We start from the raw sequence: 10,394 nt of genomic DNA, 5'->3' as shown, positions 1-10,394 counted from the left end.
TTAGGCGACGCTTTTCAAGCATGTCGACCTTCAACGGGCATGCATGTGCCGGCAAAACACTTTGAACCGTGCAATCCGTTCTTGACGCTGCTTGCGGGCATTCTTTTTAAGTACTTGCCGGCAAACGAAAAAACCCGGCGCGATCGGCCGGGTTCGAAGAAGATCAGCCTTGGAAGGCGATGTCAGGCCGACAGCACCTTGAGGCGCTGAGCCAGACGCGACACTTTGCGCGACGCGGTGTTCTTGTGGATGATGCCCTTGGTCGCGGCACGCATCAATTCAGGCTCGGCGGCCTTGAAAGCGGCCTGCGCGGCAGCCTTGTCGCCGGAGGCGAGTGCCTCCTCGACCTGGCGGACGTAGGTGCGGACGCGCGAGCGGCGGTTCTTGTTGATCTCCGCACGGCGGGCGATCTTGCGCGTTGCCTTTTTGGCCGAGGATGTGTTGGCCATGATGCCTCTCTTCTGATCTGGTCGGCGCACGCGGCATGCCGCAGGGCGCAAAAAACAAACGGGCAGCCACGGGGCCGCCTCGGTTGGTGGGGCTTATAGTTCAGCTTTTCCGGCGCGTCAACGCTGCCTGGCGTTCTTTTTGGCCGATGCCGTGGGGTTTCGGTCGCGGCCGGCGACGCTCTATCGGTTGGTGAAATTCGGCTTCCGCTTTTCGGCGAAGGCCGCCATGCCTTCCTTCTGGTCATCGAGCGCGAAAAGCGAGTGGAACAGGCGGCGTTCGAACCGCAATCCCTCCGCCAGCGTCGTCTCGTAGGCGCGGTTGACGGCCTCCTTCGCCATCATCACCGACGGCAGGGAGAAATCGGCGATCTTGGCCGCCGCCTTGACGGCCTCCTCGACAAGCTCGCCTGCAGGCACCACCCGCGACACCAGGCCGGAGCGCTCGGCTTCCGCCGCGTCCATCATTCGTCCGGTCAGGCACATGTCCATGGCCTTCGATTTGCCGACGAACCGGGTCAGTCGTTGCGACCCGCCCATGCCGGGAATGACGCCAAGCGTGATTTCGGGCTGGCCGAATTTGGCCGTATCGGCGGCGATGATGAAATCGCACATCATCGCCAGTTCGCACCCGCCCCCCAGGGCATAGCCGGCCACCGCCGCGATGACAGGTTTTCTGCCACGCGTGAACTCTTCCCAGCCGACGAAGAAGTCCTGGCTGTAGGCGTCCACATAGGAGATGGCTTGCATCTCCTTGATGTCGGCACCGGCGGCAAAGGCCTTGTCGGAACCGGTAACGACCATGGCGCCGATACCAGGATCGGCGCCGAAAGCGTTCACCGCCACGACGAGTTCGGCGAGGATCTGGGAATTCAGCGCGTTGAGCGCCTTTGGCCGGTTCAGCGTGATCAGCCCGACCTTGCCGCGCGTCTCGGTGATGATCGTTTCATAGGCCATGGCTGCGCTCCTCGCTTGATCCGGTCTAACTCAGCTCTGACACGTCCGGCAATAGAAGGTCGAGCGCCCGCTCTGGACGACGCGTTCGACGTGGCCGCCGCAGCCGGGTTTCGCGCAAGGCTCACCCTCCCGGTCGTAGACGGCGAAGGAATGCTGGAAGTAGCCCAGCGATCCGTCCGCGTGCATATAGTCGCGCAGCGAAGATCCGCCAGCGGCGATGGCATCCGATATGACAGAGCGGATCGCCTCGGCGAGGCGTTCGCTCTGTTCCCTGGCCTTCTTGCCCGGTCTGGCGATGGTGCCTGTTTCGCGCAGCGGCGACAGGCCGGCGCGCCACAACGCTTCCGACACATAAATATTGCCAAGCCCCGCGATCAGCCTCTGGTCGAGAAGCGCTGCCTTCAGCGGCGATCTGCGGCCCTTCAGCAACGAGGCGAGCAGCACGCCGTCCAGCGCGTTGCCCGTGGGCTCGACGCCCAGCCCGGCCAGCATCGGATGCGTCTCCGGCGATCCTTCCGCAAACAGCATGAAGCCGAAGCGGCGCGGATCGTTGAAGATCACGCGGGACCGGGCACCGGCCGCGGAGGCGACATGAAACACGACATGGTCGTGCGCCGCGCTTTTCGGGCGTTCGTGGTGGAACACGCCCAGAGTCCCGTTGTCGTCGGTCTCGTTGTCGGCATCGGCCTCGATGCGAAAGGAGCCCGACATGCCGAGATGGCAGATCAGCACCGGACCGTCCTGCACGTGCATGGTCAGATATTTGGCGCGGCGGCCGAGCGCGGTGATCGTCCTGCCGGTCAGCCGCTCCGAAAACCGTTCGGGAAAGGGAAACCGCAAATCCGGTCGTCGCGTCTCGACACGGACAAGGCGGGCACCTTCCATAACCGGCTGCAACCCGCGCCGGACCGTTTCGACTTCGGGCAATTCAGGCATGGCCGCCAATCATTGGGCCGCCAATCATTGGGCCGCCAATCGCCGGGCCGCCAATCGCTGGATAGAAAGAAGTGCCGTGACGGCCGTGCGCCAGTTCGAGATGTTCGGCCACGGTCTCGCCGATATCGGCGAATGTCGCACGCAGCCCGATGTCGCCGCCCTTGAGGCCCGGCCCGATGCCGATTATCGGGATACGCTCACGCGTGTGATCGGTTCCGCCCCAGGTCGGATCGTTGCCGTGATCGGCCGTCAGGATGAGCAGGTCGCCCTGCCTCAGCCTGGAGAATGCCTCCGGCAGCCGCCGGTCGAAGGCCTCGAGCGCGGCGGCATAGCCCGCCACATCGCGGCGATGGCCGAATTCGGTGTCGAAATCGACGAAATTGGCGAAAACGAGATCGCCGGCGCCGGCGTCGTCCATCGCGGCCAACGCCTTGTCGAACATGGCCATGTTGCCGGCGGCCTTGCGCACTTCCGAAATCCCGCGATGGGCGAAGATGTCGCCGATCTTGCCGACGGCGATGACACGGCTTCCACGCGCCGTCAGGCGGTCGAGCAACGTCGGCTCCGGCGGCGGCACGGCGTAGTCGTGGCGGTTATACGTTCGCGTGAAGGTGGCGGCGGTTTCGCCGACGAAAGGTCGGGCGATCACGCGTCCGATCCTCAATGGATCAACCAGCCGCCGCACCACCTGACAGAATTCATAAAGCCGCTCCAGGCCGAAATGAACCTCATGCGCGGCAACCTGCAGGACAGAATCGACGGATGTGTAGCAGATCGGCTTGCCGGTGCGGATATGGTCCTCGCCGAACCGTTCGATGATCTCGGTGCCGGGCGCATGACAATTGCCGAGAATGCCTGGAACCTTGCCCTCGCGGATGATCGCCTCGGTCAGTTCCGCCGGAAACGCGGGAACCGTGTCGGGGAAGTAACCCCAGTCGAAGCCCACCGGCAGGCCCGCCATCTCCCAGTGGCCGGAAGGCGTGTCCTTGCCGCTCGAAACCTCTTGCGCCGCACCGTGGAAGGCATAGGCGAGCAGGTCCGTCCCGAAATGGGCAAAGCCCAATCCCGTCGCGGTCTCGGCCGCCTTGCCAAGCCCGAGCGATGCCATGTTGGGGACAAACAGCGGACCTTGACGAAGCCCCTCGCGGTCCGCGCGCCCTTCCGCGCAGGCTTCGGCGATGTGGGCGAGGGTATTGGCACCGGCATCGCCATAGCGTTCGGCGTCGGCCGCGCCGCCGATGCCGAAGGAATCCAGGACAAAGAGGAAAGCACGCGCCATCGGATCATCGTTGCCAGTGTGAACGACCAGACATAGGGTCCCACGGTGGCATTGGCAATTCGGAAACCAAACGGCAACGGCTTGGCGCGATAGTCAGGTCCATGTCGCCCAAAAGTGCGCAGCGGTTTTGGGATAACGACATGGATAGGCCAAGAGTCCATGTCGCCCAAAAGTGCGCAGCGGTTTTGGATAACGACATGGACAAAACAAAAGTGGGGCGACGCGGCGGGCGTGGCATGGATGGAATAGAACCCGGGACGGTCCTGTCATGAAGGCTGCGCCCAAGGCATTGGCTGTCCTTATGCTCGTGCATGGTGCGTTCTGGTGCGGGCCGGCGCAGGCCGACTGGCGCGAGGATATCGGCACATTCCGCATCGGCGTCGTCGCCGAGCCTGGCGCCGGGAACACGGTTCCCGGGCTGGCCCAGTTGACGCAAGCCTTCACCAACGCGCTCGGCATGAAGGTGGAGTTCGTCGTCGCGCGCGATTATGCCGCCCTGATCGAGGCGCAGGCCAACGCCCGGATCGAATACGCCATCTATTCGGCGACCGCCTACGCCACGGCGTTGCAGCGTTGTGGATGCGTCGAGCCGCTTGTGGCTCCGGTCGATTCCGACGGTGCGACCGGCATCCGTTCGGTGCTGCTCACCAGGGACGGCAAGCTATCAGGCCTAGCGGCGATGGAGACCCACCGGATCGCCATGCCGCCATCGGACAGCGTCGGGGGCTCGCTTTTGCCGCTGGCGGGCTTGGCCGCCGAACACGTCAAGATCGCCGAAGATTCACCGTTTTTGATCCATGCCGTGACGGCGTCAGCGGCGGAGGCCATGCTCTTCGATGGCAAGGCCGACGCCTTGTTCGGCTGGGTAAGGGCTGCGGCCGACGGCCAGCCGCTGCTATCGGGCGGCACGCAGGCAAGGCTCGAAGCGGCCGGTCTTTCGCCGTCGGCTTTCCAGATCGTCTGGACGTCGGGGGTGCTCAGATACGGTCCCCACGCCGTACGCAGCGATCTTGACCCGGAAGCCAAGCGCCGGCTGACCGTGTTCCTCACCAACCTCAAGTCGACGACACCGGATGTCTACGATCTCCTGGAATCGAAACATTCCGGTGGGTTTTTGACCGTGGCCCCAAAGGATTACGCGATGGCGGAAGCCACCGTGCGCTTTGTGTCAACCGATGGTGGGCAGCAGTAAGGTCTTCAGCAATCGCCGCAGGGGATCGTCAGGCTTCTGCGGGGACGCAGATAGTAGGTTTCGCCCATCGGTATGGTGGTGCTGAGGGATTGGGTCAATCCAAGCTTTTGTTGGGTGTCCGGCTGCCAGTTGATAATCGGCGAATAGCTCAGATTGCTCTGAACGCGGATGAGGAAGGTGCCGGCGACCCTGAGCGTTGTCGGAACCGTAGTGGTCGCGGGCAAGGTAGTGGCGATGCTGGAGACGCCATTGACCAGCTTGCGCGACCACACCACGTTCACCTTGGGCGGCGTATCGGTGGTGACCTGTATTGCCGTGATGATAATGCTGGGCGTCGACCGGTTATAGGGCTGAATGGTCGAGGTGCCGATCTTCATGATGGCATCGAGGTCCGCCGCGACGATGGTCGGCTGCTGCGTGACCAGGTCGGCGACCATGCTGCCGATACGGCTGACCTTCTTGCTGGTCTCGATGGCCTGCGAAGCCTCCATGGTCATGAAGTACATGACCAGCAGGATAGGCACGATGAGAGCGAACTCGACCGCGGCGACGCCACGGCGATTGGACCAGAACCCGACTGCCTTGCCGCGGATCCCTGCGATTTCCGGATGTGCCCCCGCACGCATCATGCCCTGCCTTTTTTCTTGTTGGTGTTTGCGAACTCAATTGTCGAACGGCTCGTTCTGCCAGGTCACGGACGCGAAGTGCAGCGTCCTGCCACCGCTCAGATTGGCCATCGACTTGGCCATCAGATCGGTCATCACAGGCCATTTGTAGAAGACCCGCAGCATGTTCCTCGATTCCGCCAAGCCCGGCGTAGTCGCGAAGGCCTGTGAGTTGGTGCCTTGCATCAGCACGACGTCGCCGTTCTGGATCTTGAAGCTCGCCGAGGCCGCGTCGGCGAAAGTCGGATATTCGCGAAGATCCGCAAGCAACTGATTGGGGCAATCCGTGGAGACGATGATCTCCAGCCTGTCGCAGATCAGGGTCGTCAATTTGCCTCCCGCGACATCGGCCGGCCTCAGTTGGCCCGTGCGCAGCTGGCGCGCGACATCGTCGGTGATGTTGGCCATCACTTCCTGGCCGGCAAACGAGATGCAGCTTTCAAGGATAGCGAAGACGAGGAGGGCGAACGGCATTGCCAGCAGCGCGAACTCCAGGGCCGTGCTGCCGCGCCGGTCGTGGAAGAAGCGCCTGAAGAAGCTGGAGCGCTCCACCTTACGCTGACCTTTCGATGTGAATTCCTTGCCCATGCCCTGTTTCCTGCCACCCCTGGACGGTTCTGACAGGTGTTATTAGCGCAAACCAATTGAGGCCCGGTTTGAATGATCGCTAAAGTCGACGCACGTGTCTTAACCAGGCGGTAACCCGGATAGCGGGCGGGCGCCGCCTATTTGCTGCCGCCGCCCATCTCTGCTTCGGAGGATTTTTCCGCCTCGCTCTTGTACGAGCTTTCACAGTAGGGCGTGCAGGACATGGTCTGCACTTCGGCGCGCCGGTAAATGCGCACCGAGGAGGCTGCCTGCCGAACGACTGTAACCTGCGCGTCGACGATCGGGCTGCCCTCCTGGTCGAGAACGACGAGATTGGTGACGCCGAAACCCTTGCCGGTGAGCACGATCGTCGAGGCGTCCTGGACCGAGGCATCGGCGATTGACGGGTTGCCGACGACGATCGTGTCGGCGGGGCGCGACAGCTTCACGATCTTGGCCTGGTTCATGGTGACCTCGATGCCGGTGCCGGCCCTGGCAGGCACGACGAGGCACGTTGCTGCAAGAAGCGCGGCAATCAGGATTGAGAATCTCGGCTCGGCCATTGAGGCGCTCCACGCAGCAAACTGTTCAACAGAACATGAACGAGATTGGTGAACCAACGGTTAAGTCCGCCTGCCCGGCATCGGAAGTCGCGATCGAGGGGGTGTCCGGCACGGCTGGATCTCAGCTTGGTCGCGAGCGTTCCCAGCCCTTGCCCTTTGCGGCATTGGCCTTGAAAATGGTATTTTAGCGACCGCTTAGTATGGGGTTAACCACGCAATATGTTCGAGCCGGGAAAGGAATCGGTAAGGCTGTTTATTAAGCCGATCGAAAGAGCTTCTCCCTAGATTGGAAGCATCCGATCAACCATCACAGAAGTTGACGGAAGTGCTGTAACACGTGGAGTAGGAGCTCTCGAATGTCTAACCTTTTTGCACGTTTCGTGAAGGACGAATCCGGCGCGACCGCTATCGAATATGGTCTGATCGCCGCTCTCATCGCGCTCGCCATCATCACCGGCGCCGGCGCGCTCGGCAATGCAATCAATGCCAAGTTCACCACGATCGGAACCACCCTGAACTCCAGCGGCGCCTGATCCGCCGTATTGCTGGGTATCCAGATTGCGTATTGGAAAGGGGCTGCCGCGTGGCGGCCCTTTTTCTATATCCTAGCCAACACAGCCATCTTTCATTCCGGGTCTCATCAATCGTTAATCGAAGATGCCTAGATTGAACCCGGTGGAATTCGCACAATAGGCATAGCGCCGATGCTTGAAGCCCTGATCTTCGTCGTCTTTCCGTTCTGCATGCTGTTCGCGGCGATCTCCGACATGCTGTCGATGACGATTGCCAACCGCGTGTCGGTGCTGCTCGTTATCGTCTTTGCACTGGTTGCGCCGCTGACGGGCATGGAATGGGCAACATACGGTTGGCATTTTGCCGCCGGCGCGCTGATCCTGGCCGTGACGTTCGGCCTGTTCGCGATGGGCGGCATGGGCGGAGGCGACGCCAAGCTGCTGGCCGCCACGGCCGTGTGGATGGGGCTCAACGTGCATCTCGTCGAGTACCTTGTTGTCTCGACGTTCATCGGCGGCCTGCTGACGCTCGCCATCGTGCTTTATCGCAAGTCGCCGCTGGCGGTAATTACCGGCCGCAATCCATTCCTGCGTCATTTCGCCGAAGAGTCGGCCGGTGTTCCATACGGGATCGCTCTCGGCCTGGGTGGGCTGCTGACCTATCCGGATTCGCCCTTGATGGTCTGGGCGCTGGCAAGGCTGGCGAGCTGAGTTCAGTCCTAATTTCTTTTCCTGATTTGTGTCGTTGGGCTTGGCCTTGAAAAGGGTCTGGCCGGCAGCATTGCTGGGCCGCGGCCCGATCCGTCTAATTTATGTAAACCTTAAATTAATCACGATCGTAAGCATTACATTAACCTTGTTTTGACGATTGCCGCTGCAAAGTCCGCCTTGGCTACGTGGTTTGCCAAGGGCGAGGGTTCGGACAGATGCCAGCATCCCGATTGATTATCTTAAGCGTGGCGGTAGCCGCGGCGGGTGGTGCTGGCTACGTCGCGAAGAACATGGTCGCCCCGCCACCCGCCCAGATCGTCGTCGATTCCGGCCCCAAGGCTCCCGCGGTGGCTCTGCAGGACGTGCTTGTGCTTTCAGGCGATGTCGCGATGGGTAACCAGCTCGAGAACAACATCGCCTGGCAGCCCTGGCCAGCCGACGGCATCAACCCGAACTTCATCACCAAGGCCACGGCTCCCGACGCCCTGGAGAAACTGAAGGGGTCGATAGCCCGTGTGGGGATGTACGCGGGCGAACCCGTGCGGCGTTCCAAACTGATCGGCGAGGGGCAAAGCTTCATGTCGTCGATCCTGCCTTCAGGGATGCGGGCGGTCGCCACGACCATATCGGCCGACACGTCGGCCGGCGGCTTCATCCTTCCCAATGATTTTGTCGACGTCATCATGACCCGCAGGGCGGACGCCAACAGCGGCAGCACCGGCTTCAACACCGAAACCATCCTCAAGAACATCCGCGTCCTGGCAATCGACCAGACCATCCAGGAGGACGAGGAAGGCAAGAAGACCAGGGTGGGCCAGACCGCCACGCTGGAGCTCACACCCAAGCAGGCGGAGATCATCACCGTCGCCCAGCAGATGGCGGATCGCCTGACACTGGCGTTGCGGGCGATCACGGACACCCAGGAAAAGAATGTGGACGAGGCCGACTATCTCGTTTCCGGCAATGGCCGCAAGGGAACGGTGAGACTGATCAAGTCGGGCGAAGTTTCCGAAGTAGGGGCAAGGAAATGAGGCTAAGCGGTAAACTGCCAGCGATCGTGGCCGCGGCATTCGGCCTCCTGCTCGTCGGGACGAATGTGCAGGGCGTTGTCGAGGCCAAGAGTACGCAGGTGACGGCCACCACGGCCTCCCAGCGTGTCAAGCTTGGCCTCAACAAGTCGGTGGTCATAGACCTGCCGAGCGATGCCTACGACATTCTCGTCGCCAACCCGTCCGTTGCCGATGCCGTGACCCGCACCGCAAGGCGTATCTACCTGTTCGGCAAGGCGGTCGGCGAGACCAACATCTTCGTCTTCGGTCCGAACGGCGAACAGATCGCCAGCCTGGATCTGGCCGTCGAACGCGACGTCGCCGGCCTGGAAGACTACATCAGGCGCTTTATTCCGACCTCGGATATCAAGGTGGAACTGCTGAACGACAACGTCGTCCTGACCGGAACGGTCGATACGCCGCTGGACTCGAAACGAGCCGTTGATCTGGCGACCATCTTCGTCTCGGGCGGTGAAGCAACGACAGGACAATATTCGCAGACCGCGGCCGGCGGCTCGGCCCAGAGCGGTGTCGACATCAACAACCCCGACCAGGAACGCCGCACCAGCAAGATCGTCAACCTCCTGCAGATCATCGGTGACGACCAGGTGACGCTGAAAGTGACCGTCGCTGAAGTCAGCCGCTCGGTGATGAAGCAGCTCGGTGTCAACATGGTTGGCAGCGGCGGCAGCAACGGCATCAGCTACGGCGCGCTCAGTGACCCTTTCACGGGTCTAGGCAAGCCGTTGTCGAATGCGGGCTTCAGTATCAATGCTTCGGGGCTGCAGGCCTATATCAACGCAATGGAGCAGTCGGGAGTCATGAAGACCCTGGCAGAGCCGACCTTGACCGCCGTGTCTGGAGAAAAGGCGACCTTCAAGGTTGGCGGTGAATACAACATGGTGACCGGCGTCTCCGCGAACGTGTCCGCCGACAACCAGACCGGCCTGAAGACCTATTCGGTCGACAAGATCGAGTACGGCATCGGCCTGGAATTCCAGCCGGTGGTTTTGTCGCCCGGTCGCATAAGCCTGAAAGTTAGAACCTCGGTTTCCGAACCGACAACCGAAGGATCCGTGTCGTCCTCCACGTCCAACACGAGTGTCGGCATGAATGCCCTGTCGCTGCGCAAGCGTCTTGCGGATACGACCGTCGAACTGCCCTCGGGCGGCTCCATGATGATCGCCGGCCTGGTGCGCGACGATGTCAGGCAAGCCGTCAACGGGTTGCCTGGATTGACGAAGATCCCGGTGCTCGGTGCGCTCTTCCGCAGCAGGGATTTCGTGCGCAACGAGACCGAGCTGGTGATCATCATCACTCCTTATCTGGTGAAGCCGGTGGCGCGCAACGATCTCGCCAAGCCGGATGACAATTTCAACGCTGCCAGCGATGGCGCCGCCATGTTCCTTGGCAAGGTCAATCGCGTCTACGGCACCATGCAGACCGACAAGCCCAACGGCCGGTACCACGGCGTTGTCGGCTACATCTACAAGTGA

General features: G+C 61.8%; 12 protein-coding genes. 5 read left to right on the top strand and 7 right to left on the bottom strand.

Features of this window, described 5'->3' with window-relative positions; genetic code table 11:
- Window positions 1-182 precede the first annotated feature (182 nt).
- The 4 genes from rpsT to MESOP_RS32890 form a co-directional block, all read right to left on the bottom strand.
- Window positions 183-449, bottom strand: a complete 267-nt coding sequence (gene rpsT / locus MESOP_RS32905) for a 30S ribosomal protein S20 (RefSeq protein ID WP_013897320.1) — start codon at window positions 447-449, stop codon at window positions 183-185.
- 180 nt (window positions 450-629) lie between these two features.
- Window positions 630-1,403: an enoyl-CoA hydratase gene (locus MESOP_RS32900; RefSeq protein WP_013897319.1), complete on the bottom strand. Its 774-nt coding sequence runs from the start codon at window positions 1,401-1,403 to the stop codon at window positions 630-632.
- Window positions 1,404-1,433: 30 nt separating this feature from the next.
- Window positions 1,434-2,339 carry a bifunctional DNA-formamidopyrimidine glycosylase/DNA-(apurinic or apyrimidinic site) lyase gene (gene mutM, locus MESOP_RS32895; RefSeq protein WP_013897318.1) on the bottom strand — a complete coding sequence of 302 codons (906 nt, stop codon included), beginning with the start codon at window positions 2,337-2,339 and terminating at the stop codon, window positions 1,434-1,436.
- Complete coding sequence (locus MESOP_RS32890) at window positions 2,332-3,618, bottom strand: phosphopentomutase (protein ID WP_013897317.1); 1,287 nt, start codon at window positions 3,616-3,618, stop codon at window positions 2,332-2,334. The genes mutM and MESOP_RS32890 overlap by 8 nt, the downstream gene beginning before the upstream one ends.
- 268 nt (window positions 3,619-3,886) lie before the next feature.
- On the opposite strand from MESOP_RS32890, the gene MESOP_RS32885 reads away from it, so the two are divergent.
- Complete coding sequence (locus tag MESOP_RS32885; protein WP_013897316.1) at window positions 3,887-4,810, top strand: phosphate/phosphite/phosphonate ABC transporter substrate-binding protein; 924 nt, start codon at window positions 3,887-3,889, stop codon at window positions 4,808-4,810.
- Window positions 4,811-4,815: 5 nt separating this feature from the next.
- Here the strand turns inward: MESOP_RS32885 and MESOP_RS32880 are convergent, their stop codons facing one another.
- The 3 genes from MESOP_RS32880 to MESOP_RS32870 form a co-directional block, all read right to left on the bottom strand.
- A complete protein-coding gene (locus MESOP_RS32880; RefSeq protein WP_041164448.1) occupies window positions 4,816-5,439 on the bottom strand; it encodes a TadE/TadG family type IV pilus assembly protein in 624 nt (207 codons plus the stop codon).
- A 33-nt stretch (window positions 5,440-5,472) separates the two neighbouring features.
- Entirely contained in the window at window positions 5,473-6,063 is a 591-nt protein-coding gene (locus MESOP_RS32875) for a TadE/TadG family type IV pilus assembly protein (RefSeq protein WP_013897314.1), read from the bottom strand.
- Window positions 6,064-6,200: 137 nt separating this feature from the next.
- Complete coding sequence (locus MESOP_RS32870; RefSeq protein ID WP_013897313.1) at window positions 6,201-6,626, bottom strand: pilus assembly protein N-terminal domain-containing protein; 426 nt, start codon at window positions 6,624-6,626, stop codon at window positions 6,201-6,203.
- A gap of 356 nt (window positions 6,627-6,982) precedes the next feature.
- On the opposite strand from MESOP_RS32870, the gene MESOP_RS32865 reads away from it, so the two are divergent.
- The 4 genes from MESOP_RS32865 to MESOP_RS32850 all read left to right on the top strand — a co-directional run bounded on the left by MESOP_RS32865 (window position 6,983) and on the right by MESOP_RS32850 (window position 10,394).
- Entirely contained in the window at window positions 6,983-7,159 is a 177-nt protein-coding gene (locus MESOP_RS32865; RefSeq protein ID WP_013897312.1) for a Flp family type IVb pilin, read from the top strand.
- A gap of 171 nt (window positions 7,160-7,330) precedes the next feature.
- Window positions 7,331-7,849, top strand: a complete 519-nt coding sequence (locus MESOP_RS32860; RefSeq protein WP_013897311.1) for an A24 family peptidase — start codon at window positions 7,331-7,333, stop codon at window positions 7,847-7,849.
- 215 nt (window positions 7,850-8,064) lie between these two features.
- Window positions 8,065-8,880, top strand: coding sequence for a Flp pilus assembly protein CpaB (gene cpaB, locus MESOP_RS32855; protein ID WP_013897310.1), 816 nt, complete (start codon window positions 8,065-8,067; stop codon window positions 8,878-8,880).
- Window positions 8,877-10,394: a type II and III secretion system protein family protein gene (locus MESOP_RS32850; protein WP_013897309.1), complete on the top strand. Its 1,518-nt coding sequence runs from the start codon at window positions 8,877-8,879 to the stop codon at window positions 10,392-10,394. Before cpaB ends, MESOP_RS32850 begins: the two co-directional genes overlap by 4 nt.

Source organism: Mesorhizobium opportunistum WSM2075, from assembly GCF_000176035.2.
In the GTDB taxonomy this organism is placed as follows: Bacteria; Pseudomonadota; Alphaproteobacteria; order Rhizobiales; family Rhizobiaceae; genus Mesorhizobium; species Mesorhizobium opportunistum.
This window is presented reverse-complemented; position numbering and strand designations above follow the sequence as displayed.

Coding starts and splice junctions, on each gene's coding strand:
- rpsT (WP_013897320.1), bottom strand. CDS start 449: ATGGCCAACACATCCTCGGCCAAAAAGGCAACGCGCAAGATCGCCCGC.
- MESOP_RS32900 (WP_013897319.1), bottom strand. CDS start 1,403: ATGGCCTATGAAACGATCATCACCGAGACGCGCGGCAAGGTCGGGCTG.
- mutM (WP_013897318.1), bottom strand. CDS start 2,339: ATGCCTGAATTGCCCGAAGTCGAAACGGTCCGGCGCGGGTTGCAGCCG.
- MESOP_RS32890 (WP_013897317.1), bottom strand. CDS start 3,618: ATGGCGCGTGCTTTCCTCTTTGTCCTGGATTCCTTCGGCATCGGCGGC.
- MESOP_RS32885 (WP_013897316.1), top strand. CDS start 3,887: ATGAAGGCTGCGCCCAAGGCATTGGCTGTCCTTATGCTCGTGCATGGT.
- MESOP_RS32880 (WP_041164448.1), bottom strand. CDS start 5,439: ATGATGCGTGCGGGGGCACATCCGGAAATCGCAGGGATCCGCGGCAAG.
- MESOP_RS32875 (WP_013897314.1), bottom strand. CDS start 6,063: ATGGGCAAGGAATTCACATCGAAAGGTCAGCGTAAGGTGGAGCGCTCC.
- MESOP_RS32870 (WP_013897313.1), bottom strand. CDS start 6,626: ATGGCCGAGCCGAGATTCTCAATCCTGATTGCCGCGCTTCTTGCAGCA.
- MESOP_RS32865 (WP_013897312.1), top strand. CDS start 6,983: ATGTCTAACCTTTTTGCACGTTTCGTGAAGGACGAATCCGGCGCGACC.
- MESOP_RS32860 (WP_013897311.1), top strand. CDS start 7,331: ATGCTTGAAGCCCTGATCTTCGTCGTCTTTCCGTTCTGCATGCTGTTC.
- cpaB (WP_013897310.1), top strand. CDS start 8,065: ATGCCAGCATCCCGATTGATTATCTTAAGCGTGGCGGTAGCCGCGGCG.
- MESOP_RS32850 (WP_013897309.1), top strand. CDS start 8,877: ATGAGGCTAAGCGGTAAACTGCCAGCGATCGTGGCCGCGGCATTCGGC.